The sequence below is a fragment of the Conexibacter arvalis genome (assembly GCF_014199525.1).
Lineage (GTDB): Bacteria > Actinomycetota > Thermoleophilia > Solirubrobacterales > Solirubrobacteraceae > Conexibacter > Conexibacter arvalis.
In genome coordinates this window covers 190,743-217,396 of record NZ_JACHNU010000003.1, presented here as the reverse complement: position 1 = coordinate 217,396, position 26,654 = coordinate 190,743, and the positions used below count along the sequence as shown (strand labels likewise).

Sequence of the window (26,654 nt, the reverse complement as noted above, 5' to 3'; positions counted from 1 at the left end):
AATAGTCGCGGCCCGCTCGCGTCCGTAGCGTCGTCGGCGTTCCGAGCGACGACTGCCTGAGGAGGGTCCGCCGCACATGCATCAACCCTGGGACGCCCTGGAGGCGCCTCGCTTCACCGGGCCGCGCACCTTCGGGCGCCTGCCGCACCTGACCGCGCTCGACGGCGTAGACGCCGCCGTCTTCGGGATGCCGTGGGACGGCGGGACCTCGTTCCGCTCAGGCGCCCGCTTCGGCCCGGAGGCGGTCCGCTCCGCCTCCGCGATGCTGCGCACCTACAACCCGGCGCAGCGGACGCAGGTCTTCGGCGCGCTGTCGACGATCGACTACGGCGACGCCCCGACGGTGCCCGGCTACATCGAGGAGACGCTGCCGCGGATCGAGGCGTTCGTCGCGCCGCTGGCGGAGGCGGGGGTCGTCACGGCCGGGATCGGCGGCGACCACTCGGTCACGCTCGCGGAGCTGCGCGCCCACGCCGCCGTCCACGGCCCGCTCGGCCTGATCCACCTCGACGCCCACAGCGACCTGTGGGATCGCTACAACGGCCAGCCGTACAACCACGGCACCGTCTTCCGGCGGGCGATCGAGGAGGGCCTCGTCGACCCGGCGCGGTACGTCCAGGCGGGGCTGCGCGGCTCGCTCTACGGCCCGGGCGACGTCGCGCTCGGCGACGAGCTGGGCGTCGAGTCGATCCCCTGGCTGGAGCTGGCCGAGCTGTCGCCGGAGGCGTTCGCGGAGCGGGCGCGGGCGCGCGTCGGCGACGGGCCGGTCTTCGTCACCTTCGACGTCGACTTCGTCGACCCGGCCTTCTGCCCGGGGACGGGGACGCCGGAGGTCGGCGGGCCGACGAGCTCCCAGGCGCTCCGGTACGTGCGCGCGCTGACCGGGCTGCGGCGGCTCGTCGGCGTCGACGTCGTCGAGGTCGCGCCGGCCTACGACGGGCCCGGGCAGGCGACCGCGCTGCTCGCCTCGACGGTGCTGTTCGAGCTGCTGACGCTGGTGCAGATGGCGCGCGAGGAGGGGAGCGGGCGCTGAAGCGGTCGACGCGCGGTTCGACGCGGAGGTCGTCGCGTCGCGCGGAGAGCGGCGCCGCTGCGGTCGACTGATCCCGAGGCGGCGCTGGGCGGCGTCGTCGCGCCCCGCTCTGCTCTGCGTTTCCGTCAGCTCGCGACGGCCGCCGACCGCCGCTCGCGGTTGCGGGCGAGGTGGCGGTGGGCGTGCGCGAGCGCCGCGTCGAAGGTGGGCAGCAGGTGGTTCTCGTGGACGAGCGCGTCGAGCGCCCCGACGTGGCGCAGCAGTCGCTCGTGCTCGGGCCGGGCGCAGGCGAGCAGCACGGTGACGTCGCGCCGCTGGAGGTGCTCGACGAGGTCGCCGAGCGCCTGCGCGCCGGTCGAGTCGAGCACTCGCAGGCGGCCGAGGCGGAGGATCGCGACCTCGACGTCGGCGACCTCGGTCAGCTCCAGCAGGAAGCGCTGGGCGGCGCCGAAGAAGAGGGCGCCGTCGAGCCGGTAGGCGACGATGTGCTCCTGCAGCAGCGCGCGCTCGAGCAGCGGGTCGACGACGATCTCCTCGGCGGTCTGGTCGATGGTCTGGCGCGCGAACGAGGTGCTGTCGGCGACGGCGCGCAAGGCGAGCACGGCGGCGAGCGCGACGCCGACGCCGACGGCGATCACGAGGTCGAAGGCGACCGTCGCCGCGGCGGTCGCGAGCAGCAGCAGCGCGTCGCCGCGGGTCGAGCGGACGATCCGCCCGACGGTCGCGAACTCGACCATCCGCACCGCGGTCACCATCAGTACGCCGGCGAGCGCGGCGAGCGGCACGTGCCCGATCGCCGGCGCCAGCGCGAGCACGGTCGCCGCGAGCACGACGCCGTGGACGATCGTCGCCGCGCGCGTGCGGGCGCCGGAACGGACGTTGACGGCGGTGCGCGCGATCGCGCCGGTCGCGGGCATCCCGCCGACGAACGAGACTGCGACGTTCGCCAGGCCCTGGCCGACCAGCTCGCGGTCGGGATCGTGCGGCTCGCCGTCGCTCATCCCGTCGGCGACCTTCGCCGACAGGAGGCTCTCGATCGCGGCGAGCGCGGCGACGGCGAGGACCGCGGGGGCGAGCCCGGGCAGGTCGGCGACGTCGACCGCGGGGAGCGACGGGGCGGGGAGGCTGGCCGGGATCGCGCCGATCGTGGCGACGTCGAGGCCGGCCAGCTCGCTGAGGGCGGTCGCGGCGCCGACGGCGATCAGCGAGGCTGGCAGGGCGCGGTGCAGGCGCGGCAGCGCGATCATCGTGACCGAGACGAGCGCCACGAGCGCGAGCGGCTGCCAGCCGTCGCCGGCCCAGTCGACCAGCGCGCGTGCGGCGACGAGCGCCGTGTTCTCGCCCTCGGGCTTGTCGACGCCGACGGCCATCGGCACCTGTTGGAGGAAGATCAGCAGCGCGATCCCGAGCGTGAAGCCCTCGACGACCGGCCACGGCAGGATCCCGGCCCAGCGGCCGAGCCGCAGCGCGCCGGCGAGCACGAGCAGCAGGCCGGCGGCGAGCGCGACGATCAGGACGCCGTCGGGGCCGACGGAGGCGACGACCGGCACGAGCACGACGGTCATCGCGCCGGTGGGGCCGCTGACCTGCACGTGCGAGCCGCCGAAGACGCCGGCGACGATGCCGGCGACGATCGCGGTGACGATCCCCGCCTCGGCGCCGAGGCCTGATGTGACGCCGAAGGCGAGCGCCAGCGGCAGCGCGACGACCGCGACGGTGATCCCGGCGAGCAGGTCGGCGCCCCACGAGCGCGGCAGGTCGCGGTAGTCGCGGCGGCTCGGGCGCAGCGAGCCGATCGGCTTGGTGCGGCGCGCTGCTGCGCGTTGCTGATGCGGCGGATGCATGGGCGAGAAGAGCCGCCGCTTGACGAACGGCGCGGCGATTCCCGAAAATATCAAAAGCTTCTGGTTTCAGTGTCTTAGGAGATTTGAAGATAATGTGGGATGTGCGCCTTGCCCGGCAGGTCCTCGACGATGCCCCCGGAGACGGGACCGCCGCCGCCGTGACGCTGTTCGAGCGCAACGGCCCGGATTCGCTCGCGCAGGCGACGGAGCTCGTCGGCGCCGCCGGACCGCTGAGCGAGGAGGCGCGCGACCGTGTCGCGCGCGCCTACGACATCTACCGACACGTCCGCGACATGCCATGCGACTGAATCGACGCGCGCACGTATCCGCAGCCGGCGGCGCGCGCGGCGCCCCGCCCGCGTGCGGCGGCGCCGCGAGGGTCCGATAGGGTCGAGGAGATGTCGCACCGCGACCCCTCTCCGCGCACGCTCGGGCCGGACGGCGAGTCCCACCCGATCTACCAGCTCAAGGCCGATCTCTTCCGCCTGCTCGGCCACCCGGTGCGCGTCCGCGTGCTGGAGCTGCTGCGCGACGGCGAGTTGACCGTCGGCGAGCTGCAGGCGGCGCTGGAGCTCGACTCGAGCGGGATGTCGCAGCACCTCACCGCGATGCGCCGCCAGGGCGTGCTCGAGAGCCGCAAGAGCGGCGTGAAGGTCCACTACCGCGTCAAGGACCCGCGCACCTTCCAGCTGCTCGCCGTCGCGCGCCAGATCCTCACCTCCCAGCTGGAGGAGAGCAGCGCCATCCTTGGCGACCTCTCCGCCGATCCCGAGGCGCCGGCCGCCGCCCCCGGCACTCCCGCCCGCGACGCGAGCGCCGCGGCCCCCGATGCGCGCCGCTCTGTCGGCCGCAGAGGCGCCCGCGCCTGACCGTCCGCCCGTGCTCCGGGCAGCCCTTCCGCGGACGCGCCCGCGCCGCGAGTCGGCATCGCGCGCGCCGGCCGGCTATCATTCCCGCTCCGCAAGCGCGAGCGCCCGTAGCTCAGCTGGATAGAGCGTCGGTCTACGGAACCGAAGGTCAGAGGTTCGAATCCTCTCGGGCGCGCTTCGAGAACCCCCGCAAATCGGGGGTTTTCGTCGTTCTCGGGAGGAATTCGGTCCCGTCGGCGCGCCCAAGATCCGCTACCGCCGCGGCACGCCAGCACGCTCGTCAGGCGCGTACGCGACGCGAGAGCTGCTCGGCGGCCCCGATCGGGTCGTCGGCGAGCGCGGCGATGCCGTCGCGCGCGACCGCGGGGTCGTGTGCGGCGGCCCCGCCGAGCGCGACCGCATGGCGCGCCGCGAGCGCGCGCAGCTGTGGCAGGACGGGGGCGAGGAGGCTGCCCGTGACTGCGGTGAGGACGATGGCGGTCGGCGTCAGCCGGTCGGCGGTCTCCGCGATCGTCTCGACCGGCGTGTCGGGCCCGAGGTAGACGATCCGCCAGCCGCGCGCACGCAGCGCGAGGCCGAAGGCGATCAGGCCGAGGTCGTGCCGTTCGCCCGGGAGGCAGGCGAGGATCGCCGCCGGCCCGACGCCGAGCCCCCAGCCGCGGGCGAGGCCGAGCAGCCGTCCGCGCAGCACCCCTGCGGCGAAGTGCTCCTGCGCGACGGTCACCTCGCCGCGCTGCCAGCGCTCGCCCAGGTCGTGCAGGTAGGGGAGGACGATCTCGGCCAGCAGCGTCTCGACGGTCGCGATGCTCAGCAGCCGGTCGATCAGCTCCTGCGCGCGCGGCTCGTCGAACCGCTCCAGTGCGGCGGCCAGATCCGCGCGCTCGGCCGACGCTCGCAGCGCGGGCCGCGCGCCGTCCCCGTGCGCGCCGTCCCCGTGCGCGCCGTCCCCGTGCGCGACGGCGCGTCGCGCGAGCGCGGCCGCCTCGGCGGCGGCGAGCCCGTCGGCGAGGTACTGCCGCATCAGCCGCACGCGCTCGACGTCCGCCGGCGAGTAGAGGCGCAGCCCGCCGGCCGAGCGGGTCGGCTCCAGCAGCCCGTAGCGGCGCTCCCACGCGCGCAGCAGCTCAGGTCTGACGCCCGAGCGCCTGCTCAGCTCGCCGATGCGCAGGGTCCCGCTTGTCGCCATGCGCCAACTGTACAAGATCTGGACAATCTCTTGACATAGCCTGGGGCAACGCGGGTACCGTGCGGCTATGTACACGACCTCTACAGGAGGTGGACAGATGAAGGCGCTCGATGCGCTCGATGCGCTCGCCGCCACGCTGCTGATCGTCGGCGGCCTCAACTGGGGACTCGTCGCGATCGCCAAGTTCGATCTCGTCGCGTGGATCTTCGGGGAGGACTTCGGCGCGACCAACGCCGCCAGCCGGATCGTCTACGGCCTCGTGGGCCTCGCGGCCGTCTACGCGATCGGCGCGCTGCTCGCGCGTCGCCGCGGCGAGCCTGCGCACGGCACCGCGACCGCGGCGTCGTAGGGGAGCGTGACGATGGGACGCACATTCACCACGCTCGCACTGACGGCCGTCGCGCTCGTCGCGGCCGCCGCCGTCGCGCTGCCGGCGTCGGCAGCGCGCGAACCCGCGCGGCCCGTCGCCGCGCGAGACATCGTCGGAACGGCCGTCGCGGCCGGCTCGTTCACGACGCTGACGAGACTGCTGCGGGAGGCCGGCCTCGTCAGAACGCTGCGCGGCGCCGGGCCGTTCGCGGTCTTCGCGCCGACCGACGCGGCGTTCCGCAAGATCCCGCGCGACACCCTCCGGCGACTCGCGTCCGACAGAGCCGCGCTGCGCGCCGTGCTGCTGCACCACGTCGCCAGGGGCCGGCTGACCGCGGCAAGCGTCGCCAGACGGCGGTTCGTGCGGACGCTCGACGGCGAGCGCGTCCGTGTCCGCGTGCGCGGCAGCGCCGTGCTCGTCGGCGGCGCGCGCGTCGTGCGCGCCGACGTCACCGCCTCGAACGGCGTCATCCACGCGATCGACCGCGTGCTGCTGCCGCGCTGAGCACCTCGCGCTGGGGCGCCGCTCGCGGCGCCCCAGCGCGGATGGCGCTCCGGCGCCACAGAGGCCCGCCGGAACGCGCGCGGAAGCACCGCACGTCGCGAGCGCCGCCGGGCAACCGCGGGGGCGCCGTTTCGCGGTGCGTGCGTGCGCGGTAGCTGGGGGTTGGGGAATACCAAGCGCCTGGAAGTCCGCGCGCGTCGGCGCAGACTCGACCGCCTGGGCGCGCAACGAATCACCGACGACGTCGTGCGCGAGGTCGCGCGCGATCTGCGCGAGCGCTATGCCTTCGACGACGATGTGCGCCTCCGCGGCGCCAAGCTCGCCGACGACCCGCGCGTCGCGCGCCACGCGGAGAACCGCGCGTTCGCGGAGTGCGTCATCGGCGAGCACCGCGAGACGTTCGACCGTCTCGCCAAGTAGCCGCGCGGAAGCAGGGACGGGTGAGCGTGCGCTGGACCTCGGCGAGCACTCGCGGGCAGATGACCGGCTCGAACGCTCGGTCGAAGATCGCGTCGAGTAGAAGGGCAGGAGGCTTGTCCTCCGCGCCGATGATCCCCGAGACCAGCGCGCTGGCGTCGACGACGAGTCGGGTCAACGCCCGGCGCGAGCGTCGTGCACTGCTCTGACGGCGATCTCGAGCGCCTCTTCCTCGGGGAGGTTGAAGCGGGCACGGACCCGCCGCACGGTCGCCAGCCCGACAGCGCGCACGGCCATGTCCTCGATCAGCTCGCGGTCATCCTTGCCGGGAGCCTCGGCGCGCAGCTCTTCAAGCAGGTCGGTGTCGATCTCGATGCTGGTCGTGGGCGACTTGTCCATGCGATCAAGCCTAACGCTGGAGGCGGCGTGGTCAACACGTTTCAGCTGGCGTCGACGGTGACGAACGGCGCGGTGGTCGCCGCGCGCGCTCGACCCGCTCGACCGCCGCCGCGCCGCGACATGCACCGAGCGCGCTCGAGCCAGCCGGCTGCCGATGACCTCGAAGTGGACGACCGGTAGCGGGTCTGAGCTCTTCATCGTGGCCTCGGTGATGGGGCGCGCTTCACGCCGGCCGACCGCTCGGTAGCTCAAGTCCCATCTCATGCCCGCCGATAGCCGGGGCATGTACCAGCAGGGGATGTCGGCCGCCGTCGGGTGGCGCAGCGGTCGGCGGCGCGCGGGCTCGGCGTGCATCGCAGCGGTCGCGGCGCTGCTCGCGCTGGGGCACGGAGCGGCGGCGGAGGCACGGACGATCTACGCCACCACGGACGCCGATCGGACCGTGGTGCCGATCGACGGCGTCGCGGGGGTTGCGGGAGCGCCGTTCGCGATGCCAGACGGCACGCGTACGGTCGCGCTCGCGCCGGACGGCAGAACGGGTGGGTCGTCCTGCAGTGGCTGGGAGCGATCGCGCCGTTCGACACCGCCACCGGCGCGGTCGGCGCGCCGATTCCCGTGGGCGATCAGCCGCTCGGGATCGCGGTCTCTCCAGACGGCGCGACCGCGTACGTCACGGTGATCGGCGACCACGCCCTCGTTCCGGTCGATCTCGCGAGCGCGACGGTGCGTCCGCCGATCGGCATCTTCTCCCCCTACGCCGTCGCGATCTCACCCGACGGAGCGACCGCGTACGTCACCGGATATTCGACGGGCACGGTCACGCCGGTCGACCTCGCCAGCGGCACCGCTGGTGCGCCGATCGGGGGAGGCTTCGCCGCGCGCGGCATCGCGGTGACGCCGGACGGCGCCACCGTCTACGCCGGCCGGTTGGACGGCACGGTCGTGCGGATCGACACGGCGACGGGGACGGCCGACAGCTCGATCCTCCTCGGCGGCCCCGCGCATGGCGTCGCCGTCACGCCCGACGGCGCGACCGCGTACGTCACGAGCGACGACGGCCAGGTGACGCCGATCGACACGGCGACGAACGCAGCCGGCCCGTCGATCGTGGTGGGTGGCAAGCCGACGGCGATCGCGATCTCGCCCGACGGCGCGACTGCATACGTCACTCGAGAGTCGGGCGACGTCGTGGCGGTCGATCTCGCCACCGGCAGCCCGAGACCGCCGATCTTCGTCGGCGGGTTGCCGTACGGCATCGCGGTCGCGCCCAACCAGGGACCGCGCGCGGAGCTCGTCGCAACGGCGGCGCCCGCGGGCGCCGCGACCGCGCTCGACGCCGGCGGCTCGTCCGACCCCGACGGCGTCGTCGCGCGCTACGCATGGGAGTTCGGCGACGGCACCGCGCGGACGACCGCCAGCCCGCAGGTGACCCACGCCTACGCCGCGCCGGGCCGCTACACGGCCACGGTGACGGTCACCGACGACGAAGGCTGCTCGACCGAGGCGGTCTACACCGGTCAGACCGTCTCGTGCAACGGCGGCGACGGCGCGCGCGCTCGCGTCGAGGTCGTCGTGCCGGCCGTCCCCGAAGAGCCCGGCGGCCCCGTCCCCCCCGCCCGTCCCCGCCCTGCCCTCAGGTGACGAGCCGGAGGCGCCGCACCCCTCGCCCGACCCGGCGCCGCGACCGGCGAGCCGCGCGGCCGCGCCGGTCCTGAGCAAGCTGACGCTGGCCCGACGCTGCGTCCGACCGACCGCCGCCGGCATCGTGCGCGTCGGGCTGCGGATGCGCCTCGCGTCCCGTGCGCCCGTCGTCGTGCGGATCGAGCGCGCGGTCGGCACGGGTGCGCTGCGCCGCTGTCCCGCGCCCGACCCGACGCGCCGCTTCGCCGGCAGTTTCCGCGCGACCCACAGCTTCACCGCCAGGACCCGCCTGCTCCGCGCGAGCGCCAGCGCCAGCGCCGCAGCTGCCGCGCGTGTGCCGGTGCGTGCGCGAACGTTGCGACTGCGCCTGAGACCGGGCCTCCACCGCATCACCGTTCGCGCGCGGCGCGCCGACGGCCGGCTGTCGGCGCCCGTCCGCCGCTTCGTCCGCGTGCTCGCTCCGCGCGCTCGGTAGCGCACGGGCGGGCGCCGGCCCCGAAAGGCCGAGCGCGCGACCGGCGACCGCGGTGCGGCGCCGCGGCCGCGCCGGCGCCCTCCTCAGCGGCCGAGCGCGAGCCCGGCCCGCGCGAGCAGCGCGTCGGCGACGCGGTCGACCGCCTGCTCGGTCGTGAGGTCGGGGGTGACCTCGACGTCGGCCGCGGCCGGCGGCTCGTACAGCGCGTCGATCCCCGGCGCCTCCGGCGTCGCCTGCTCGCGCGCGCGACGGTAGGTGCCGTAGGGGTCGCGCGCGACGCAGTCGGCCAGCGGCGTGTTGACGAACACCTCGACGAACGCGAGCCCGTCGCGCTCGTGGGCGTCGCGGGCGGCCTGACGGCCGTCGGCGAACGGCGAGACGGCGGCGACGATCGCGATCGTGCCGGCATCCGCGAACAGCTTCGCCAGCTCGGCGAGGCGGCGGTTGTTCTCGCGCCGGTCCTCGGCGCCGTAGCCGAGGTCGGAGCAGACGCCCTGGCGCATCGTCGTGCTGTCGAGCCGGTAGGCGGCGCGGCCAGCTCTCAACAGCGACGCCTCCAGCGCCTCGGCCAGCTCCGACTTGCCGGCCGCCGGCAGGCCGGTCAGCCACACCGTCGCCCCGCCGCGCCCGAGCGCGCTCCAGCGCTCCTCACGCGTCAGCGACCCTTCGTGCCAGACGACGTTCGCGCTTCTCATCGGCGCGCCGGCGCGCGCACCGGCGCGCGACTCGATCGGATTCGTCATGAAGCTGATCGTAGAGCGGACCGAGCGCGGCGGCGGTGTCGTGGGGCGCTACCGCGTCTGCATCGCAGGCGAGGTCAACGCTCGTACCTCGCCTCGAACGCCTTGAAGCGGCGGGCCTGCTCGCGCAGCAGGCGGCGCTTCGTCGCCGGGGCGGCGAAGGAGTGGCGCAGCGAGTCGATCGCCATCCGCTTGAGCGCGCGGTAGCCGAGGCCGTGGTCGCGCACCGCCTGCTCGTACTGCTCGGTCAGGTCGGTGCGCGAGACGCCCTCGTCGTCGGTCGCCAGCGCGACGGGGACTCTGTGGCGCAGGTAGAAGCGGAGCGGATGGCGTCTGCCGGAGACGCCGAGGATCTGGGCGTTCGAGGTCAGCGGCACCTCGACCAGCACGTCGCGTCTGGCCATTCTGCGGGCCAGGCCGACCGGGTCGCGCTCCCAGCGGATGCCGACGCCGTGGCCGATCCGCTCGGCCCCCGCGACCTCGACGGCGGCGCGGATGTGGAAGCGCAGGTCGGCCGGCGGGGCCAGGCCCGGCACCAGCTCGCCGGCGTGGAGCGTGACGTGGCCCTTCGGGTAGAGGCCGCGCAGGTAGCGGATCATCCGCATGTGCAGGCGGTAGTCGCGCAGCGCGACGACGTCGTCCTCGGGCTGGACGAGGTTGAGGCTGACCCAGCGCGGGTCGTCGGCCATCAGCTCGAAGGCGAGCAGCAGCTGGGCGAAGACGCGCGCCGGCGGGGTCGCGCGCGAGATCTGGACCGAGTAGCGCACGAGCGGGTCGGGCGCCGGGTCGAATCTCGCCTCCTGCGCGACCAGCGCGTCGAGCTCGGCGCGCGCTCTCGGGAGGATGTCGCGCAGGCCGGCCGCGAGCATCCGCTCGCGCAGCCTCGGCAGGTCGCGCGTGAACTGGACCGCCTCCGACAGCGCGCGTGTGTCGCCCGAGCGCGGCGTCGTCAGCACCTCCAGGTACTGGATGTTCTGCGACCGCGCACGCCGCGCGACGGTCGCGAGCCCCTCGCCGTAGCTGGTGTTCAACGTCGCGCCGAACTTGCCGAAGGTCGCGAAGAAGTGGTCGTGGCCGGGCATCCCGGGCGGGAAGCTCTTCAGCGACCAGGCGTTCATCAGCTGCGTCTGGAAGCCGTTGTCGGCGTAGGCGTCGGTCAGCGGACGCTGACCCGGGCCGCACGGCGCGACGCTGGCGACGAACGTGACCGTGTCGGCGCACGAGCCGTCCCGCGCGCCGAAGCGCAGCAGGTCCTCGGCGTAGATCGCGCCGGACAGGTGCATGTGCAGGTCGGCGCCCTTCGGCAGCGCGCGCAGGAAGGGGTTGAGCTGGGCCGGCCGGTCGCGGAAGCGCTCCAGCGCGCGGGCGGCGCCGGCCTCGTCGGCGCGGGCGGGAGAGGCGGTCGTCGCCGCCGCGAGGAGCGCTGCGAACAGGGCGAGCGCGGTGACGAGCAGGGCGGCGAGCGCGCGCTGGCGACGGACGTGCGGGAGCGGGGCGGCGGCGCGGCGAGCGGGGCCGGTGGCGGGAGCAGGCATCGACCCGGTCATCGGCGGGTGTGGCGCAGGGCTTGACCGCGCTCCCGCCCGCGGGGACGGCGCGGCCGCGTCCGGCGCAGTGCTTGACCGCGGTCGCGCCCGCGCGGGCGGCGCGGCGGTCAGCGCCCGCGCTTGGCGGAGGCTCTGCCCTTGGCGCAGCGCGTGATCGACGCGACGCGCACCCCGTCGGCCCACGGCCGCGCCGGGCCGTAGTAGGCGCCCTGCACCCACAGGCGATCGCCGCTGCGGGCGCCGGGGAGCGTCAGCCGGATGTAGGCACCGCGCCAGTCGGTGCTGGTGCGGCTCGGGCCGGTCGCGCCGCGGCCGCGGGCGATCACCGCGTAGGCGCCGATCCCATGGGCGCGGGCGTCGTGGTTGCCGTTGATGAAGGTCGCCGTGCGGATCCGCCACTCCCCGCCGCGCTCGGCGACCTTGCAGGCGTAGTGGCGGAAGGCGTCCTTGCGCAGGAAGCTCCAGTCGCCGGCAGGCGGACGGGCCGCGGCGGGCTGGGCGAGGAGGGCGAGGGCGACGGCGCTGAACAGGAGCGCGAGCAGACGGCGATTCATGGCGCACGAGGCTAGCGCTGCGCTGGCAGGCGATGTCGGCACCCGCGCGCTTGGGCACGCGGCGGACCGTGTGACCGTCACGGCTCGCCGGCGGCCGGCAGCGCGCCGCGCAGGTGGTCGATCAGCGCTCGGGCGGCGGGGCTGAGCGGGGCGTCGGCGCGCCAGGCGAGCGCGAGGCGGCCGCGCAGGCGGTCGTCGTCGAGCGGGAGAGTGCGGAGGCGGTCGGGCGGCAGCTGGCGCGGGTAGGGGGCTGGGACGATCGCGACGCCGAGGCCGGCCGCCGCGAGCTTGACGAGCACGTTGGGATCGCTCGCCTCGAACGCGATCGCCGGCTCGAAGCCGGCGCCGGCGCACGCCTCCTCGATCGTCAGGCGCGCGCCGACGCTGCGCGGGAAGCTGATCAGCGGCTGGTCGCGAAGGGCGGTCAGCGGGACTCTGGCCCTGCGCTTCTTCGCGAGCGGGTGGTCGGGGCGGACCGCGGCGACGAGCGGCTCGTCGGCGACGACGTGGAGGGCGAGGCCGTCGGCGGTCGCTGCCGGCGGCGCAGGCGCGGCGGCGGTCGGAACGCCTGACTGCGGCGCGGCCGCTGCCGGCGCCGCCGGCGCCGACGCGGTCTGTCCCGCCGGCGCGACGATCGCGGCGTCGAGCCGGCCCGCGCGGAGGGCGGCGACGAGCAGGTCGGAGGTCGCCTCCGACAGCGTCATGTCGACGGCGGGGAAGCGGCGGTGGAAGGCGGTCAGCAGCGCCGGCAGGTCGAAGCCGTCGGCGGCCGAGGTGACCATCCCGAGCGCGACGCGCCCGCGCAGCAGGCCGACGTGCTCGTCGACGACCTCGCGCACGCCCGCGGCGGCGGCGAGCGCCGCGCGGGCGTACGGCAGCACGGCCGCGCCGACGTCGGTGACGCGGACCGTCCGCGCGGAGCGGTCGAGCAGCGTCTGGCCGAGCTCGCGCTCGAGCTGGCGGACCTGCGCGCTCACGCCCGACTGGGCGACGTGGAGCCGCTCCGCCGCGCGCGTGAAGCTGCGCTCCTCGACGACGGCGACGAAGTACTGCAGATGGCGCAGCTCCATACGTGAGAATGCTAGCTGCAAACTGAATCAGCTGTTGGACTTCTGAACCCGCTGGCCACATCCTTGATGGCACCCGGCGCGGCGCCGTGTCGCGCCGCGCGCCGCCGACTCCTCGAGGAGGTCCATGCCCTCTGTCAGCACCGCCGTCAGCGCCTCGTCGCCGAACGTGTCGCGGCTCGGCGTCCCGATCCTTGGCTTCGGCGTCTTCGCGGTCGCGACGAACGAGTTCGTGCTCGCCGGCATGCTGCCGCGGCTCGGCGGCTCGTTCGGCATCACGGTCGCCGCCGCCGGCCAGGTCGTCACGGTCTTCGCGCTCGCCTGCGCGCTGCTCGGCCCGGTGCTGGCGACGTTCACGGCGCACTGGTCGCGGCGCCGGGCGCTGCTGCTCGCCGTCGCGGTCTACGCGCTCGGCACCGTCGGCGCGGCGGTCGCGCCGTCGTTTCCGCTGCTGCTGCTCGCGCAGGTGGTCGCGGCGGCCGGCACCGGGCTGTTCGTCCCGGTCGCGGCGACCACCGCAGCGGCGCTCGTGGCGCCCGAGCGCCGCGGTCAGGCGATCGGCACCGTCCTGACCGGCTTCACCGCGGCGACGGCCTTCGGCGCGCCGATCGGCACCGCCCTCGGCGGCGCGCTCGGGTGGCGCGCGACGATATGGTTCGTCGTCGCGCTCGCGCTCGTCGGCGGCCTCGCGCTGGTCGCGCTGGTGCCGCGCGCCGTCTCCGTCCCGGCGCCCGAGGGGCTGCGGGAGCGCGTCGCGCCGCTCGCCGACCGCCGGGTCGTCGCGATGCTGGCGACGACGATGGTCGCCTTCACCGCCGTCTACGTCTTCTACACCTACATCGCCGAGATCTTCGACCCCGCGACCGGCGGCAGCGGCGGCCGGCTCGCCGTGCTGATGTTCACGCTCGGCGCCGTCGCGGTCGCCGGCAACTACGCCGCCGGGCTGCTGTGCGACCGCGTCGGCGGCCGCCGCGTGATGGCCCTCTGCCTCGTGTGGGTCGCGGCCTGCCTCGCCGCGCTGCCGCTCGTGACCGACTCGCTCGGCGCCTCGATCGCGCTCGTCGCGCTGCTGGCGGTCGCGGCCTTCAGCATGAGCACGCCGCAGCAGCACCGCCTGATCGGCCTCAACCCGCCGCTCGCCCCGGTGCTCGTCTCGCTGCACGCCTCGATCCTCTACGTCGCGATCGCGCTCTCGGGCGTCGTCGGCGGCCTCGCGATCGAGTGGACGGGCGCCGCCGGGGTCGGCTTCGTCGCCGCCGCGATCGCGCTGCTCGCGCTCGCCTCGTCGGAGGTCGCGCATCGGCTCGCGCGGTCTGCGGGCGGGTAGCGCAGCTCGGCGATGCGCTCGCCGAGGACCGCGGGTCGCTTCGTCCTCGCGAGCGGCCAGACGCGGCGTCGCGCCGGTCGGCTGGAAGGAATCGACGACCGGGCGTAGAGTCGGTCGCACACGGTCTCACCGAGGAGTCAGCCGATGATCCTGCGCCCGTTCCTGCACGCGCCGACGGCGTGCGCGAGCTGTCTGTTCGGCTGCGGCACGGTCGGCGAGGTCGCGGTCGTCGATCCGCACGTCGAGAAGGTCGACGACTACCTGCGAGCGGCCGACGACGCCGGCGTGCGGATCGCGGCGGTGCTGGAGACCCACGTGCAGGCCGACCACGTCTCGGGCCTGCCGGCGCTGGTCGAGCGCACCGGGGCGACGCCGTACCTGCCGGCCGGCGCGGAGGTCGAGTTCGCGCACGAGCCGCTCGCGGACAGGGCCCGGGTCGTGCTCGGCAACACGGTCGTCACCGCGCTCTCGACGCCCGGCCACGCGCCCGCGCATGCCGCGTACGTCGTCGCCGACCGGCGTCGCGGCGACGAGGAGCCGTGGATCGTCTTCAGCGGCGACGCGCTGCTGATCGGCGACGTCGGCCGTCCCGACCTGCATGCCGGCGGCGACCCGCGCGCGGCGGCGCGCACGCTGCACGCCTCGCTGCGGCGGCTGCTGGAGCTGCCCGACGACCTTCTGCTGCTGCCGAGCCACTACGGCGGCTCGGTCTGCGGACGCTCGCTGTCGGGCAACCCGTTCTCGACGCTCGGCTTCGAGCGCCGCCACGATCCCGCGCTCGCCGTCGCCGATCCCGACGCGTTCGCGGAGATGGTCCTCGCCGACCTGCCCGCGCCGCCGCCCGACCAGGCGGCGATCGTCGCGGCCAACCGCGCGGGCTCCTCCGCGCCGCCCGGTCGAACCCATACCTGAACCTTGCTTGAACCACCGGCGAGCGGCGCTACGGTGGCGTTTCGGAGACCTCGGCAGTCGCGAGGAGGCTGCAATGCCCGAGACGACGGATCCCACCTTCTATCGGTCGCCGGCCGCCGCGATCGCCGCGCCTCCGGAGCAGCTGGCGTACGTCGCCGCCTTCGACCCGACCGGCGAGCAGCGCGACGCGATCGCGGTCGTCGACTGCGACGCGGGCTCTCCCTCGTGCGGGCAGGTGGTCGGCTGGGGCGAGCTGCCGACCGCGGGCAACGAGCTCCATCACTTCGGCTGGAACGCCTGCTCCAGCGCGCTCTGCCACGAGGGGCACGAAGGCCTGCTCGAGCGCCGCTACCTGGTCGTGCCGGGCCTGCGCTCGTCGCGCACGCACGTGCTCGACACCAAGCCCGACCCGCGCCAGCCGACGGTCGCGCGCGTGATCGAGCCCAAGGAGCTGGCCGAGAAGGCCGGCTACTCGCGCCCGCACACCGTCCACTGCGGACCGGGCGGCATCTACATGTCGAACCTCGGCGCCGCGAACGGCGACGAGGGACCCGGCGGCGTGGCGCTGATCGACCACGACACGTTCGAGGTCACGGGCCGCTGGGAGACCGACCGCGGCGACCAGTACCTCAGCTACGACTTCTGGTGGCATCTCAACGAGGACGTCGCGATGACGTCGGAGTGGGCGACCCCCGCGATGATCGAGAGCGGCTTGAACCCGGAGGACCTGCTGGGGAAGCGGTTCGGCCACCACATCGACTTCTGGAGACTCTCCGACGGCAGATTGCTGCAGCGCGTCGACCTCGGCGACGAGCACCAGATGGCGCTGGAGCTCCGGCCTGCCCACGATCCCAGCAAGACCTGGGGCTTCCTCGGCGTGGTGATCAGCGTCGCGGACCTCTCCGCGTCGGTCTGGGCGTGGCGCCGCGACGGTGAGAGCTGGGCGGTCGAGAAGGTGATCGAGATCCCCGCCGAGCCGGCCGACGCCGACCGGCTCCCGCCGGCGCTGAAGCCGTTCGGCGCCGTGCCGCCGCTGGTGAGCGACATCGACCTGTCGGTCGACGACCGCTGGCTGTACGTCTCGTGCTGGGGGACCGGCGAGCTCAAGCAGTACGACGTCAGCGACCCGCGCAACCCGCGCGAGACCGGCTCGATCCGCCTCGGCGGCATCGTCGCTCGCACGCCGCACCCGGCCGCGCCCGAGCTGCCGCTGTCCGGCGGGCCCCAGATGATCGAGATCAGCCGCGACGGCCGCCGCGTCTACGCCACCAACTCGCTCTACGCCGCCTGGGACGAGGTCTTCTACCCGGACGGCGTCGGCGCGTGGATGGCCCGCATCGACGCGGACACCGACGCCGGCGGCATGGCCGTCGATCCGGGCTTCTTCCCGCACGACGGCGACTTCCGCGGGCTGCGCGTCCACCAGACCCGTCTCCACGCCGGCGACGCGTCGAGCGACTCGTACTGCTTCGTGAGCTAGACGGCGCGGCGGCCGGACAGGCCGGCCGTGCGGCGGCGCTCTGCCACACTGACGGGCCGTGTCGACGCACCTGCCGGGGACCGACGAGATCGAAGAGCACGGGAGCCGCCATGCGGTGGTGCGGCTGTGCGCGCGGGTCGCCGACTCGACGGCGTTCAACCTCGCCGTCTTCGGGGTGATCCTCTTCAACGCGGTCGTGCTCGGGCTGGAGACCTACAGCACGCTCTACGACGAGCACCGGACGCTGCTGCGGGCGCTCGACCGGGCCTGCCTGGCGATCTTCGTCGTCGAGCTGGCGATCCGCTTCGTCGCGGTCGGGGCGAGCCCGCGACGGTTCTTCCGCAGCGGCTGGAACACCTTCGACGTGATCGTCGTCGGCGCCGTCTTCGTGCCGGGTCTGAGCGGGAACGCGACGATCCTGCGACTGCTGCGCCTGGCGCGGATCGCGCGGATCGTCCGGCTGCTGCCCGACCTGCGCGTCCTCACGCTCGCGATCGGCCGCTCGCTGCCGGCCGCCGCGTCGCTGGTCGTGATGGGCGTGCTCGTGCTGTTCGTCTACGGGATGGTCGGCTGGTCGATGTTCGGCGCCGAGCACCCCGACGACTACGGCGACATCGGCAGCGCGATGCTGACGCTGTTCGTGACGCTGACGCTGGAGAACTTCCCCGACCAGCTCGAGATCGGCGCGACCGTCTCCCCGTGGGGCACGATCTACTTCGTCTCCTTCGCGCTCGTCGCGTCGTTCCTGCTCTTCAACATCCTGATCGGGATCGTCATCAACTCGATGGAGGAGGCGCGCCAGATCGAGCAGCTCCGCCTCCAGACCGCCGAGCGCGAGGCGGCGATCAAGCGCGGCGACGACCCCGACGCCGAGGCGCCCGAACCGGCCGAGGACGAGGTGGTGCGGCGGATCGCCGACCTGCGCGAAGCGCTCGACGACCTCGAGACCCGGCTGAGGGCCGAGAAGGTCGCGTAGCCCTCAGGCCGGTGCCGACGGCCCGCCTGCGAGCCGTCAGGAGGAATCGTCGCGGTCGAGGAGGAGGAACGCGAGCACGGCGATCGCGGCGGCGACGACGGCGATCCCGCCGAGGACGCCGGTCGCCCACCAGGTCGCGCTCGTCGCGTCGGTGATCGGGTCGGCGACGAAGCGCGAGCTGAAGACGCCCGCCGCGGCGCCCGCCGCCGCCAGCGCGACCGCCGCGGGCGCGATCTCGGGAAATCGCGACGCCCCGAGCGCGATGCCGAGCGGCAGCAGCGCGAAGACGCTGGCGGTCACGCCGAGGACCGCGCTCATGGAGCCGGGCGGGCAGGGCGGCGCGTCGCCGCCGCACTCGCCGGGCATCCCGCGCGCGAGCACGAATCCGCCCCACGCCATCAGGCACGCGGCGGCGACGATCAGCACGATCGCGACAGGGACGCGCATCCGTCGCAGACGGGCGCGCGCGGCCGACCGCGTCACCTCCGCACCCGCCCCTCCAGGTCGATCGCCGTCGTGCGCTCGTCGGCCGGCACCTCGGAGGTGAAGATCACGAGCCATCCGCGCGGCCTCGCGCCGCGCACCTGGAGGCTCAGCAGCGGCGGCTCGGGATGCGTGCCCAGCTCGCGCCAGCGCCGCTGCGCCGCTTCGAGCGCGGCGTCGAGGTCGAGCGCGGCGATGCGCGCCAGCGGGACGCCGCGGCCCTCCGGCCCGCCGATCGTGAGGTGATCGGTGACCTCGCCCTCGACCGTCAGGAACAGCGACCGCCGTCTGTCGTGCCGCGTGCGCGCCATCGCCGACAGGCTGCGGGCGGTGAGATGGAGGTCGGTGACGCGGTCGTCGTCGTCGAGGCGCCCGAGCAGGTCGTCGAACGTCTCGCGGGCGTTGCCGCGCTCCAGCAGCGAGCGCGACCCGAACGGCTCGCGCGCGATCGCGAACTCGATCGTCTTCGGCTGGTCGGCCGCCCATCCGACGGCGAGCCACAGCGTGACGACGATCCCGATCGCGCTCCCCGCGACCAGCGCGAGCAGCGTCAGCCGCCGCTCCCGCAAGCGGCGCTCGGCGCACGTTCCGCCTGACGTCACCGCGCCATCCTCGCAGCTCGCCGTCCGCGGCAGCGGCCCGCGCGGCGCGCCGGAGCGGTCGGCTACTCGGCGCGCCCCGGCGCGCTGCGGATGCCGTCGAGCGCGAGGGCGGCGAGCTCGTCGTAGGCGTCGGCGTCGCGCAGGCCGGTCGCGGCGAGGACCTGGCCGGTCTGGATCCGCTGCATCGTCGCGGCGATCGTGTCGGCGACGAAGGCGGCGTGGACGTCGCGGAAGTCGCCGCTGCGGACGCCGTCGGCGATCAGCTCCGAGACGCGCTGGGCCGCCAGGGCGGTGTTGCGCTCGTAGATCTCGCGCGCGAGCGGGTGGGCCGCGAGGTCGGCCATGAACGCCGTCGAGGCCGGGCGCAGCTGGTCGGCGACGGCGCGCAGGTACTCGGCGATCCGATCGGCCGGGTCCGCGACCGCCGCGGTGCGCGCCTCGACGGCGGCGGTCGCGTCGCGGAAGAAGCGCTTCAGCGCGTTGCCGGTCAGCTGCTCCTTGCTGTGGCCGAGCCCGTAGAGCGTGCTCTTGGAGCAGCGCAGGCGGGCGGCCAGCTCGGCGAGCGTGAAGTCGCGGAAGCCCTCGGCGAGGAACAGCGCGACCAGCTCCTCCAGCAGGGCGTCGCGTGGGCGGGCGGTTCCGACGGGCACGGTCGCTGAGTCTATGAGGTGCGGTTTCCGGTCGATCCGCGCGCGTCGGATGCCGGCCGCGCGGTCGGCGCGCGCCTACGCCGGCTGCGGCGCCGCGGTCCTCGCGGCCCTCGCGGCCGTCGTGACCTCGCGCTCGACCGCGCCGGCGAGCGCCTCGACGACCGCCGGGTCGAACGAGCTGCCGGCGCAGCGGCGCATGATCTCGACCGCCTCCGCGCGCGTCCGCGCTGGAGCGTGCGGGCGGTCGCCGACGATCGCGTCGAAGGCGTGGCAGGCGAAGACGATCCGCGCCGCGCGCGGGATCGCGGTGCCGGCGAGGCGGTCGGGGTAGCCGCTCCCGTCCCAGCGCTCGCGGCTGGCGCGCACGACGGTCGCGACGCGGCGCAGCGCCGGCGTCGCCGCGATCATCCGCTCGCCGAAGACCGTGTGGCGCTCGACGAACGCCTCCTCGTCGTCGGCGAGCGGGCCCGGTTCGGCGGTCGCGCCGGCCGGCAGCGCCAGCGTCCCGAGGTCGTGCAGGAGCGCCGCGTGGCGGACCAGCCGCCGCTCGTCCGCGTCGAGCCCGAGCGCCGCGGCGGTCGCGTCGGCGAGGCGCGCGACCGCCTCCGCGTGCCGGTGGAGCTGCGGGTCGTGCGCGGCGATCACGGCCGTCAGCGCCGCGACGACCGGCTCGCCGCGCGCGGAGTCGTCCCGCTTGTGCGCGTACATCCGCTCGTCGGCGAGGCGCAGCGCGGCCACCGCGTCGTCGGCCTCACGCGGCAGCGCGACCGCTCCGTAGGCGGCGGTGACGGTGAAGCCGTCGCCGCGTTGGGCGGCGCCGGCGGCCAGCTCGGCCGGGGTCGTCGTCGCGTCGGGTCCGAGCAGCACGCAGAACTCGTCGCCGCCCATCCGGTAGGCGCGGCCGTCGGGCTCCGCCGCGGCCGCGAGCGCCTGGCCGATCCGGCGCAGCAGCTGGTCGCCGGCGAGATGGCCGAAGGTGTCGTTGTAGCCCTTGAAGCCGTTGAGGTCGAGCAGCACGAGCGTCGCCCGGGCGCCGCCGAGCCGCTCCAGGTCGGCGACCAGCCGGCGGCCGTTGCCCAGGCCGGTGACGCTGTCGGTGATCGCCTCGCGGCGGCTGTGCTGCAGGAGCCGGTAGTTCGTCGTCAGGCTGAGCGCCATGCGCGCGATCAGCGTCGCGACCGCGAGCCCGGAGAGCGTGATCGTCAGCGGCGCCGGCCTCGCCTGCCCGCCCTCGACGACCAGCACGACCAGCGCGATCGCGCCGAGCAGGATCGGCACGACGATCTCGCTTCTGCGCGGCTCGCTCGGCAGCGGCCGCTGCGGCTGCCAGGCCGCTGCCGCGAGCAGCAGCGCGCCGGCCATCCAGCCGACGTCGTAGAGCGTGCCGAACTCCGCGACGCCGCTCTGGGCCTGGGCGTGGCGGTAGAGGATCTCCGTGATCACGAAGCAGCCGGCGCCGGCGACGATCAGCGCGAAGCGGCGGTCGAACGCCCAGCCGCGCAGCGCCAGCAGCCCGACCGCGATCGCCGCGAGCACGACCGCGCCGGTCGGGTAGACCGCGGCGGTGACGGTCGCGTCGCCGACGGACGCGAGCGCGCCCTCGATCACGAACGCCGCCCCGACGGCCGCGACGGTCAGCGCGCTCAGCGCCGCGTCGACCCACCGCGGCGCGGGGATCGGCCGCGGCACGGAGCTGCGTCCGTAGAGGAAGAAGCCGAGCACGACCAGCGGATGGATGCCGAACATCAGCACGTCGGCGGTCGAGAAGGCGGAGTCGTTGCCCTCGACCGCCGTGACGCCGGCGCCGGCCACCCACAGCAGCGAGGCGGCGACGCCGCATACGAACGCCCAATGGGCGGGGTCGGGGACGGCGGCGCGCAGGCACCACGTCACGCACGCGGTGACGATCCCGACGTCGTAGATCGCCTCGGCCGTCGTCGCGCCGCCGATCCCGAGCAAGGTGCGCGCCGCCGACGCGGCGCAGAGCGCGGCGCTCAGGAGCAGGAGGGCGCCGGCGGCGCGGTGGGGCGTGAGGTGGCGCAAAGCTCGTCTGACCGAGGCTGGCGGATCATTCATCCATCGGCGCGAGGGACTTCCGCCTTGACCCGCGGGCGTTACGAGGGTGATCGTGCGGTGGCGTGGGGGAGGGTGATCTGCGGCGGCGTCCGCGAGGGCGTCGAGGACCGCGGACTCCAGCGGGCGGCGCTGCGGCGCGCGAGGGCGATCACGCGGCGGCGTCCGCGAGGGCGTCGAGGACGGCGGACTCCAGTGGGCGGCGCTGCGGCGCGAGGGCGATCACGCGGCGGCGTTCGCGAGGGCGTCGAGGACGGCGGACTCCAGTGGGCGGCGCTGCGGCGCGAGGGCGATCACGCGGCGGCGTCCGCGAGGGCGTCGAGGACGGCGGACTCCAGCGGGCGGCGCTGGGCTCCGTCGCGCACGGCGGCGAAGAGGCGGCGGCGGACCGGCGCGCGCAGCGGCCGGCCGGCGCGCTCCTCCGCCTGGCCCTCCAGCGCGAGGCGGGGCACGAGCGCGACCGCGTCGCAGGCCTCGGCGAGCGCCGCGATCGCGGCGAAGTCGGAGCTGCGCGCGACGACCCGCGGCGCGAAGCCGGCCGCCGCGCACGCCCGCTCGACGACGCGGTCGCAGGCGCTGCCGCGATCGGGCAGCACCCAGCGGCGATCGGCGAGCGCGGCGAGGTCGACCGCGGCCGCGGGCGCGCGGCGGGCGGGGGCGGCGGGGGCACGGCCGCCGGTCGCGCCAACGCGACCGGCGCGGCGCTTGGGGGAGACGGCGTCGTCGACGGCGCCGACGACGCGCAGCTCGTCGCCGAGCAGCTCGCGCCGGTGGACGCGGGCGCTTCTGCGCCGCTCCAGCAGGTCGTAGTCGTGGGCGATCACGACGTCGGCGCGCTCTTGGACGAGCAGGCGGAGCGCGTCGTCGGGATCGGCCTCGTCGATCTCCAGCTCGAGCCCGGGCGCGCTGGCGGCCAGCGTCGTCGCGGCGCGCGGGACCAGCGTCCGCAGCGCGGTCGCGAACGCGAGCAGGCGCACGACGCCGCCCGGGCGTGCGGCGCGTGCCGCAAGCTCGGCCTCGGCCGCCTCCAGCTCCGCGCCGACCCGCTCGGCGACCTCGACCAGCAGCCGTCCCTCGGCGGTCAGCTCGACATGCCGGCCGCGGCGCCGCAGCAGCTCGGCGCCCGATTCGCGCGCGAGCGTCGCGAGCTGCTGCGAGACGGCCGACGGCGTATAGCCCAGCGCACGGGCGGCGCCGCTGATCGTGCCGGCGACGGCGACCTCGCGCAGGATCCGGAGCCGGCGGACGTCGATCATCGTTCAGAAATACTAAATGAAGCGGCGAGGAAATGTCATTTGTGCTTGCGGTTCCGGCGCGCGACGATCGGGCGCATGACTGCTCCCATCGCAGGTCTCCACGTTCCGCTCGTCACCCCCTTTGATCCCGACGGCAGGGTCGACCTCGCCGCGTTGCGGCGGCTCGCCGAGCGCTGTCTGGCCGACGGCGCCGAGGGCCTCGTCGCGCTCGGCACGACCGGCGAGGCGTTCGCGCTCGGCGCCGCGGAGCAGGAGGCCGTCGTCGCCTGCTGCGCGGAGATCTGCGCCGAGCGCGGCGCTGCGCTGACCGTCGGCGTCGGCGGCAGCGACACGGCGGGCGTCGCGCGTGCCGCGGCCCGTCACGGAGGACGCGCCGGCGTCACGGCGATCATGAGCTCGGTTCCGCCGTACGTGCGGCCGTCGCGCGCCGGGATCGCCGCGCACTTCCGCGCGCTCGCGGAGGCCAGCCCGGTCCCGCTGATCGCCTACGAGCACCCGCCGCGAACCGGCGTCCGCTTCGGCGCCGACGCGCTGCTCGAGCTGCACGCCGCCGAGCCGCGGGTCGTCGGGGTCAAGCTGTCGGTTCCGGTGCTCGACGGCGACGCGCTCGCGCTGCTGGCCGGCGCCCCCTCCGGCTTCGGCGTGCTGGCCGGCGAGGACGCGCTGATGCTCGCCGCGCTCGTCCACGGCGCCGTCGGGGCGATCGCGGCGGCGGCGAACTGCGCGACCGATCGCTTCGCCGCGCTCGTGCGGACGGCGAGCACCGGCGAGCTGGCGGAGGCGCGGCGCGTCCACGACACGCTGCTGCCGCTCGTCCGTGCGCTCTACGCCGAGCCGAGTCCGAGCGTCGTCAAGGGGCTGCTCCACCGCCGCGGCGAGATCGCGACGCCGGCCGTGCGGCTGCCGCTCGTGCCGGCGAGCGCCGGCGCGGTCGAGGCAGCGCTGCACGCGCTGGAGGTGGCCGAGGGCGCTGCGGTTCCCGCTTGACAGATTGTTCCGAACACCTGGACACTGGGTGAATGAGCGGCGACATCTCGCGCGATACCGTGCCCGACCAGGTCTTCGAGCGGCTGCGCGAGGCGATCGTCACCGGCGATTACGAGGCCGGCGCGAGGCTGCCGACGCAGCGGGCGCTCGCGGCCGATCTCGGGGTCAACATGGCGACGGTGCGCGAGGCGCTCGGGCGGCTGGAACAGCTGCGTCTCGTCGAGACGCGTCACGGCAGCGGCACCCACGTGCTCGACTGGCGCCGCTCCGGCGGGCTGGACGCGCTCACACTCGCCGCGGCGGGCGCGGCCGACCCGCAGCTCGGCGCGGCGCTGTTCGAGGCGCGCCGGCTGCTGCTGCGCGAGGCCGCGCGGCTCGCCGCCGCCCGCCGCGCCGACGAGCAGGCGGAGGCGCTCGCCGAGCTGGCGGAGGCGGTCGCCGCCGCGCCCGACGACACGACCGCGCTGCTCGCCGACTGGGCGTTCATGGCCGCGATGGTGGAGGCGGCCGGCAACCTCGTCTTCCAGCTGATCATGAACTCGGTGCGGGAGCTGTACCTGCCGCACGCCGCCGCCTTCGCCGCGCTCGTCTCCGATCGCGAGCGGCTGCTGCCGCACTACCGCGCCGTCGCCACGGCGATCCGCGACCGCGACCGCCAGGCCGCCGCCGCGGCGATCGAGCTGCTCGCCAGCGCCCAGGAGCGGCGGATGGCGCAGGCGTTCGCGGCCGCGGGCAGCGTGGCGGGCGGCGCAACGGAAACCGGAGCGGCGGCTGCGGGCGGCGCGGGCGGCGTGAGTGCCGGCGCGGCGCGGGCGGGCGGTGCGGCCCGCGCGACGCGTGCGGGCGGCGTGGCGGGCGCGGGCGGCGCGGGCGCGGGCGGCGCGGGGTGACCTTCGCGCTGGACGACTTCCTCCGTGCCGCGCCGCGGCTGCAGCGGATCGCGCTGCGGGCGCTGCTGGCATTGGCCCGGCGGCCTCGCGGCGCGGCGCTGCTCGCACGGCTCCCGGCGGCCGACCAGCTCGCGCACGCGACGCTCGGCCTGATCCGCTACGACGACCACGCGACCGCCGTCCCGCTCGGCTGGGACGCCGCCGCGGTCGTCGCGCGCGGACGCGAGCTGCGGGCCGCCGCGAGCGCGTCCCGGAAGGTGGAGGGATCGTGGTGAGCGGGCCGCGCGGCGATGCGCCCGGCGGGCGTCGCCCACGCGGCGCGGCGGGCCGGTCGAGCGGCGCTGGGCGTCGTGTCACCCCACGCGCGGAGGCACCGCGGTGAGCCGCGTGCGGCGCCGCGCGCGCGAGCGGCATCTCGTCGCGGACGTCTGCGTCGTCGGGGCGGGGGCGGGCGGGGCGGTCGTCGCGGCGGAGCTGGCCGAGGGCGGCGCGCGGGTGGTGCTGCTGGAGCAGGGGCCGCGCCACGATCCCGATCGCTTCACGGCGCACCCGCCGGAGATGCTCGCGCGGCTCTATCGCGACGGCGGCCAGACGGTGACGCTCGGCAACCCGCCGATCCTGCTGCCGCTCGGTCGCGGGATCGGCGGCACGACGCTCGTCAACTCCGGCACCTGCTTCCGCACGCCGCCGCGGGTGCTCGACCGCTGGGCGCGCGAGTTCGGGCTCGAGCGGCTCGCCGACCTGCGGCGGCTCGATCCCGCCTTCGCGCGCGTCGAGGCGGCGCTCTCGATCGCCGAGGTGACGCCCGAGCTGGCCGGCCGCAACGCCGCCGTCGCGCGTCGCGGCGCCGAGGCGCTCGGCTGGTCGCACGGCTACCTGCGCCGCAACGCGCGCGGCTGCGTCGGCTCGGGCGTCTGCGCCTTCGGCTGCCCGACCGGCGCCAAGCAGGACGTCGGCTCGACCTACGTGCCGCGCGCGCTGGCCGCCGGCGCGCAGGTCGTGACCGGCGCCGACGTCCGCCGGATCGTCGTCCGCGCCGGCCGCGCTCGTGGAGTGGAGGCGCGGGTGCGCGACGACGACGAGCGCGCCCGTGGCGGGTCGCACGGCGGCGGGTCGCACGGTGGCGGGTCGCACGGCGGATCGCGTGGCGGCGGGGCGCGCGAGGCCGCCGCCGACGCGCGGCGGTCGCGTGGTGCCTCCGGCTGGACGCGGCTCGTCGTCGAGGCGCCGCGGGTCGTCGTCGCCGCGGGCACGATCCACACGCCGCTCCTGCTCGCGCGCAGCGGCCTCGGCGGCGGCTCGGGGCAGCTCGGGCGCAACCTCTCGATCCACCCGGCGACGGCCGCCTTCGCGCTGATGGACGAGGTCGTCGACATGGCGCGCGGCGTGCCGCAGAGCCTCTACGTCGACCAGTTCGCCGACGAGGGGATCGTCTTCGAGGGGGTCGCCGGCCCGCCGGCGTACGCCGCCGCGTCGCTTCCGCTCTCCGGTGCCAGGCATGCCGAGGCGATGGCGCGGTACCGCAACCTCGCCCAGTTCGGGCTGATGGTCAGCGACAGATCGCGCGGCCGCGTCCGCGCCGTCGGCGGCCGCCCGCTGATCCGGTACGACCTCTGCGACGACGACCTGCGCCGCTTCCGTCGCGGGCTCGCGCTGCTGCGCGAGCTGTTCGAGGCTGCCGGCGCGCGAGAGGTCTACCTGCCGCTGCCGCAGGGCGTCGAGCCGCAGCGGGCCCGCGCTCGGGACCTGAAGCTGCTCGCCTTCCACCCGCTCGGCACCGCCCGCGCCGACGCCGACCCGGCGAACGGCGTCGTCGACGGCGGCCTCGCGCTGCACGGGGTCGAGGGCGTCCACGTCGCCGACGGCTCCGTCGTGCCGAGCGCGCTCGGAGTCAACCCCCAGCTCACGATCATGGCGCTCGCGACGCGGCTCGCGTTCGGGCTGCTCGGGCGGGAGGTCCCCGGCCCGGCGGACCCGCCCGGCCAGCCCGCCCGTCCCGGCGCCGGCGAGGAGGCCGCATGTCGTTCCTGATCGATCCCGCCCTGCTCTACGGCGGCGGGAAGGCGTACCGCCGCCTCGTCGCCGACCGGCCGGCCGACGCGACCCGCGACGCCGTCGTCGCGACCGGCTTCATGGCCGTCTTCTGGGGCGTCTCGATCGGCCTCTACCTCGACCGGCGCTGGACGAAGCCGATCTGGTGGATCTGCCGCGCCCGCTCCGGCCGCGACTGGATGCTCAACTCCGGTGTGCTGAAGATCGACGAGACGCGGGTCGGCCGTCGGACCCACGTCGTCGCCGCGCTGATCTTCGCCACCTACCCGCTGTGGCTGTGGCTCGGGATGCGCCGGTCCGCGGCCCGCTGAGGCGCCCCG

29 protein-coding genes and 1 tRNA gene are annotated in these 26,654 nt (G+C 75.5%); 17 read left to right on the top strand and 13 right to left on the bottom strand.

Going from position 1 to position 26,654, the window contains the following annotated elements:
- Nucleotides 1–76 precede the first annotated feature (76 nt).
- Complete coding sequence (gene speB, locus BDZ31_RS13420) at nt 77–1,033, top strand: agmatinase (protein ID WP_183342836.1); 957 nt, start codon at nt 77–79, stop codon at nt 1,031–1,033.
- A 125-nt stretch (nt 1,034–1,158) separates the two neighbouring features.
- Here speB and BDZ31_RS13415 read toward each other — a convergent pair whose 3' ends face one another.
- Nucleotides 1,159–2,877, bottom strand: a complete 1,719-nt coding sequence (locus BDZ31_RS13415) for a SulP family inorganic anion transporter (RefSeq protein WP_183342835.1) — start codon at nt 2,875–2,877, stop codon at nt 1,159–1,161.
- A 101-nt stretch (nt 2,878–2,978) separates the two neighbouring features.
- Here BDZ31_RS13415 and BDZ31_RS13410 point away from each other — a divergent pair, with 101 nt between their 5' ends.
- From BDZ31_RS13410 to BDZ31_RS13400, 3 genes are all read left to right on the top strand, one after another.
- A complete protein-coding gene (locus BDZ31_RS13410; RefSeq protein ID WP_183342834.1) occupies nt 2,979–3,185 on the top strand; it encodes a hypothetical protein in 207 nt (68 codons plus the stop codon).
- Between the two features lie 90 nt (nt 3,186–3,275).
- Nucleotides 3,276–3,746 carry an ArsR/SmtB family transcription factor gene (locus tag BDZ31_RS13405; protein WP_183342833.1) on the top strand — a complete coding sequence of 157 codons (471 nt, stop codon included), beginning with the start codon at nt 3,276–3,278 and terminating at the stop codon, nt 3,744–3,746.
- A gap of 101 nt (nt 3,747–3,847) precedes the next feature.
- A tRNA-Arg gene (locus BDZ31_RS13400) sits at nt 3,848–3,921 on the top strand.
- A gap of 105 nt (nt 3,922–4,026) precedes the next feature.
- On the opposite strand, the gene BDZ31_RS13395 is transcribed toward BDZ31_RS13400, so the two are convergent.
- A complete protein-coding gene (locus BDZ31_RS13395; RefSeq protein WP_183342832.1) occupies nt 4,027–4,932 on the bottom strand; it encodes a MerR family transcriptional regulator in 906 nt (301 codons plus the stop codon).
- Nucleotides 4,933–5,029: 97 nt separating this feature from the next.
- On the opposite strand from BDZ31_RS13395, the gene BDZ31_RS13390 reads away from it, so the two are divergent.
- From BDZ31_RS13390 to BDZ31_RS13380, 3 genes are all read left to right on the top strand, one after another.
- Nucleotides 5,030–5,281 carry a DUF378 domain-containing protein gene (locus tag BDZ31_RS13390; protein ID WP_183342831.1) on the top strand — a complete coding sequence of 84 codons (252 nt, stop codon included), beginning with the start codon at nt 5,030–5,032 and terminating at the stop codon, nt 5,279–5,281.
- Between the two features lie 12 nt (nt 5,282–5,293).
- Entirely contained in the window at nt 5,294–5,806 is a 513-nt protein-coding gene (locus tag BDZ31_RS13385) for a fasciclin domain-containing protein (RefSeq protein WP_183342830.1), read from the top strand.
- A gap of 144 nt (nt 5,807–5,950) precedes the next feature.
- On the top strand, nt 5,951–6,226 hold the full coding sequence (locus tag BDZ31_RS13380) for a hypothetical protein (RefSeq protein ID WP_183342829.1): 276 nt from the start codon (nt 5,951–5,953) through the stop codon (nt 6,224–6,226).
- Here the strand turns inward: BDZ31_RS13380 and BDZ31_RS26230 are convergent.
- Nucleotides 6,183–6,401, bottom strand: a complete 219-nt coding sequence (locus BDZ31_RS26230) for a PIN domain-containing protein (protein ID WP_183342828.1) — start codon at nt 6,399–6,401, stop codon at nt 6,183–6,185. The two genes, BDZ31_RS13380 and BDZ31_RS26230, sit on opposite strands and share 44 nt — an antisense overlap.
- A complete protein-coding gene (locus BDZ31_RS25005; protein ID WP_246345147.1) occupies nt 6,398–6,874 on the bottom strand; it encodes a hypothetical protein in 477 nt (158 codons plus the stop codon). Before BDZ31_RS25005 ends, BDZ31_RS26230 begins: the two co-directional genes overlap by 4 nt.
- 363 nt (nt 6,875–7,237) lie before the next feature.
- Between BDZ31_RS25005 and BDZ31_RS26005 the strand changes: the two genes are divergently transcribed.
- Nucleotides 7,238–8,263, top strand: a complete 1,026-nt coding sequence (locus BDZ31_RS26005; protein ID WP_183342827.1) for a PKD domain-containing protein — start codon at nt 7,238–7,240, stop codon at nt 8,261–8,263.
- A 558-nt stretch (nt 8,264–8,821) separates the two neighbouring features.
- Here the strand turns inward: BDZ31_RS26005 and cysC are convergent.
- The 4 genes from cysC to BDZ31_RS13345 form a co-directional block, all read right to left on the bottom strand.
- Nucleotides 8,822–9,481, bottom strand: coding sequence for an adenylyl-sulfate kinase (gene cysC, locus BDZ31_RS13360; protein WP_246345145.1), 660 nt, complete (start codon nt 9,479–9,481; stop codon nt 8,822–8,824).
- Nucleotides 9,482–9,555: 74 nt separating this feature from the next.
- Nucleotides 9,556–11,013, bottom strand: coding sequence for an adenosine deaminase family protein (locus tag BDZ31_RS13355; RefSeq protein ID WP_183342826.1), 1,458 nt, complete (start codon nt 11,011–11,013; stop codon nt 9,556–9,558).
- Between the two features lie 119 nt (nt 11,014–11,132).
- Nucleotides 11,133–11,579 (bottom strand): hypothetical protein, encoded by a 447-nt coding sequence (locus tag BDZ31_RS13350; RefSeq protein WP_183342825.1) that lies wholly within the window; start codon nt 11,577–11,579, stop codon nt 11,133–11,135.
- A 77-nt stretch (nt 11,580–11,656) separates the two neighbouring features.
- Nucleotides 11,657–12,649, bottom strand: a complete 993-nt coding sequence (locus tag BDZ31_RS13345) for a LysR family transcriptional regulator (protein ID WP_183342824.1) — start codon at nt 12,647–12,649, stop codon at nt 11,657–11,659.
- 124 nt (nt 12,650–12,773) lie between these two features.
- Here BDZ31_RS13345 and BDZ31_RS13340 point away from each other — a divergent pair, with 124 nt between their 5' ends.
- The 4 genes from BDZ31_RS13340 to BDZ31_RS13325 all read left to right on the top strand — a co-directional run bounded on the left by BDZ31_RS13340 (nt 12,774) and on the right by BDZ31_RS13325 (nt 17,341).
- Nucleotides 12,774–13,973 (top strand): MFS transporter, encoded by a 1,200-nt coding sequence (locus BDZ31_RS13340; RefSeq protein ID WP_183342822.1) that lies wholly within the window; start codon nt 12,774–12,776, stop codon nt 13,971–13,973.
- A gap of 144 nt (nt 13,974–14,117) precedes the next feature.
- The gene (locus BDZ31_RS13335; RefSeq protein WP_183342820.1) at nt 14,118–14,885 is read left to right on the top strand and encodes an MBL fold metallo-hydrolase; all 768 of its coding nucleotides are present in this window, start codon (nt 14,118–14,120) and stop codon (nt 14,883–14,885) included.
- A gap of 73 nt (nt 14,886–14,958) precedes the next feature.
- Nucleotides 14,959–16,365, top strand: coding sequence for a selenium-binding protein SBP56-related protein (locus BDZ31_RS13330; protein ID WP_183342818.1), 1,407 nt, complete (start codon nt 14,959–14,961; stop codon nt 16,363–16,365).
- 58 nt (nt 16,366–16,423) lie between these two features.
- The gene (locus BDZ31_RS13325; RefSeq protein ID WP_221243051.1) at nt 16,424–17,341 is read left to right on the top strand and encodes an ion transporter; all 918 of its coding nucleotides are present in this window, start codon (nt 16,424–16,426) and stop codon (nt 17,339–17,341) included.
- Nucleotides 17,342–17,377: 36 nt separating this feature from the next.
- On the opposite strand, the gene BDZ31_RS13320 is transcribed toward BDZ31_RS13325, so the two are convergent.
- From BDZ31_RS13320 to BDZ31_RS13300, 5 genes are all read right to left on the bottom strand, one after another.
- Nucleotides 17,378–17,788, bottom strand: a complete 411-nt coding sequence (locus BDZ31_RS13320) for a hypothetical protein (protein WP_183342816.1) — start codon at nt 17,786–17,788, stop codon at nt 17,378–17,380.
- 32 nt (nt 17,789–17,820) lie between these two features.
- Nucleotides 17,821–18,426 carry a hypothetical protein gene (locus BDZ31_RS13315; protein ID WP_183342813.1) on the bottom strand — a complete coding sequence of 202 codons (606 nt, stop codon included), beginning with the start codon at nt 18,424–18,426 and terminating at the stop codon, nt 17,821–17,823.
- 62 nt (nt 18,427–18,488) lie between these two features.
- Nucleotides 18,489–19,076: a TetR family transcriptional regulator gene (locus BDZ31_RS13310; protein WP_183342812.1), complete on the bottom strand. Its 588-nt coding sequence runs from the start codon at nt 19,074–19,076 to the stop codon at nt 18,489–18,491.
- Nucleotides 19,077–19,151: 75 nt separating this feature from the next.
- Nucleotides 19,152–21,152, bottom strand: a complete 2,001-nt coding sequence (locus BDZ31_RS13305; RefSeq protein ID WP_183342810.1) for a bifunctional diguanylate cyclase/phosphohydrolase — start codon at nt 21,150–21,152, stop codon at nt 19,152–19,154.
- 290 nt (nt 21,153–21,442) lie between these two features.
- Nucleotides 21,443–22,405 (bottom strand): LysR family transcriptional regulator, encoded by a 963-nt coding sequence (locus tag BDZ31_RS13300; protein ID WP_183342808.1) that lies wholly within the window; start codon nt 22,403–22,405, stop codon nt 21,443–21,445.
- A gap of 75 nt (nt 22,406–22,480) precedes the next feature.
- Here BDZ31_RS13300 and BDZ31_RS13295 point away from each other — a divergent pair, with 75 nt between their 5' ends.
- The 5 genes from BDZ31_RS13295 (at nt 22,481) to BDZ31_RS13275 (ending at nt 26,645) form a co-directional block, all read left to right on the top strand.
- Nucleotides 22,481–23,392: a dihydrodipicolinate synthase family protein gene (locus tag BDZ31_RS13295; protein ID WP_183342806.1), complete on the top strand. Its 912-nt coding sequence runs from the start codon at nt 22,481–22,483 to the stop codon at nt 23,390–23,392.
- A gap of 32 nt (nt 23,393–23,424) precedes the next feature.
- On the top strand, nt 23,425–24,282 hold the full coding sequence (locus tag BDZ31_RS13290) for a FadR/GntR family transcriptional regulator (protein ID WP_183342804.1): 858 nt from the start codon (nt 23,425–23,427) through the stop codon (nt 24,280–24,282).
- Entirely contained in the window at nt 24,279–24,557 is a 279-nt protein-coding gene (locus BDZ31_RS13285; RefSeq protein ID WP_183342802.1) for a hypothetical protein, read from the top strand. The genes BDZ31_RS13290 and BDZ31_RS13285 overlap by 4 nt, the downstream gene beginning before the upstream one ends.
- A gap of 103 nt (nt 24,558–24,660) precedes the next feature.
- On the top strand, nt 24,661–26,313 hold the full coding sequence (locus BDZ31_RS26000; protein WP_183342800.1) for a GMC family oxidoreductase N-terminal domain-containing protein: 1,653 nt from the start codon (nt 24,661–24,663) through the stop codon (nt 26,311–26,313).
- On the top strand, nt 26,301–26,645 hold the full coding sequence (locus BDZ31_RS13275) for a hypothetical protein (protein ID WP_183342798.1): 345 nt from the start codon (nt 26,301–26,303) through the stop codon (nt 26,643–26,645). Before BDZ31_RS26000 ends, BDZ31_RS13275 begins: the two co-directional genes overlap by 13 nt.
- The last annotated feature ends 9 nt before the right edge of the window (nt 26,646–26,654 follow it).

Excerpts from the sequence above, each read along its gene's own strand:
- BDZ31_RS13320 (WP_183342816.1), bottom strand. The coding sequence starts at position 17,788 with ATGCGCGTCCCTGTCGCGATCGTGCTGATCGTCGCCGCCGCGTGCCTG.
- BDZ31_RS13275 (WP_183342798.1), top strand. The coding sequence starts at position 26,301 with ATGTCGTTCCTGATCGATCCCGCCCTGCTCTACGGCGGCGGGAAGGCG.
- BDZ31_RS13345 (WP_183342824.1), bottom strand. The coding sequence starts at position 12,649 with ATGGAGCTGCGCCATCTGCAGTACTTCGTCGCCGTCGTCGAGGAGCGC.
- BDZ31_RS13385 (WP_183342830.1), top strand. The coding sequence starts at position 5,294 with ATGGGACGCACATTCACCACGCTCGCACTGACGGCCGTCGCGCTCGTC.
- BDZ31_RS13295 (WP_183342806.1), top strand. The coding sequence starts at position 22,481 with ATGACTGCTCCCATCGCAGGTCTCCACGTTCCGCTCGTCACCCCCTTT.
- BDZ31_RS13405 (WP_183342833.1), top strand. The coding sequence starts at position 3,276 with ATGTCGCACCGCGACCCCTCTCCGCGCACGCTCGGGCCGGACGGCGAG.
- BDZ31_RS13340 (WP_183342822.1), top strand. The coding sequence starts at position 12,774 with ATGCCCTCTGTCAGCACCGCCGTCAGCGCCTCGTCGCCGAACGTGTCG.
- BDZ31_RS13290 (WP_183342804.1), top strand. The coding sequence starts at position 23,425 with ATGAGCGGCGACATCTCGCGCGATACCGTGCCCGACCAGGTCTTCGAG.
- BDZ31_RS13355 (WP_183342826.1), bottom strand. The coding sequence starts at position 11,013 with ATGCCTGCTCCCGCCACCGGCCCCGCTCGCCGCGCCGCCGCCCCGCTC.
- cysC (WP_246345145.1), bottom strand. The coding sequence starts at position 9,481 with ATGACGAATCCGATCGAGTCGCGCGCCGGTGCGCGCGCCGGCGCGCCG.
- BDZ31_RS13415 (WP_183342835.1), bottom strand. The coding sequence starts at position 2,877 with ATGCATCCGCCGCATCAGCAACGCGCAGCAGCGCGCCGCACCAAGCCG.
- BDZ31_RS13330 (WP_183342818.1), top strand. The coding sequence starts at position 14,959 with ATGCCCGAGACGACGGATCCCACCTTCTATCGGTCGCCGGCCGCCGCG.
- BDZ31_RS13395 (WP_183342832.1), bottom strand. The coding sequence starts at position 4,932 with ATGGCGACAAGCGGGACCCTGCGCATCGGCGAGCTGAGCAGGCGCTCG.
- BDZ31_RS13305 (WP_183342810.1), bottom strand. The coding sequence starts at position 21,152 with ATGAATGATCCGCCAGCCTCGGTCAGACGAGCTTTGCGCCACCTCACG.
- BDZ31_RS13300 (WP_183342808.1), bottom strand. The coding sequence starts at position 22,405 with ATGATCGACGTCCGCCGGCTCCGGATCCTGCGCGAGGTCGCCGTCGCC.
- BDZ31_RS13335 (WP_183342820.1), top strand. The coding sequence starts at position 14,118 with ATGATCCTGCGCCCGTTCCTGCACGCGCCGACGGCGTGCGCGAGCTGT.
- speB (WP_183342836.1), top strand. The coding sequence starts at position 77 with ATGCATCAACCCTGGGACGCCCTGGAGGCGCCTCGCTTCACCGGGCCG.
- BDZ31_RS13390 (WP_183342831.1), top strand. The coding sequence starts at position 5,030 with ATGAAGGCGCTCGATGCGCTCGATGCGCTCGCCGCCACGCTGCTGATC.
- BDZ31_RS13350 (WP_183342825.1), bottom strand. The coding sequence starts at position 11,579 with ATGAATCGCCGTCTGCTCGCGCTCCTGTTCAGCGCCGTCGCCCTCGCC.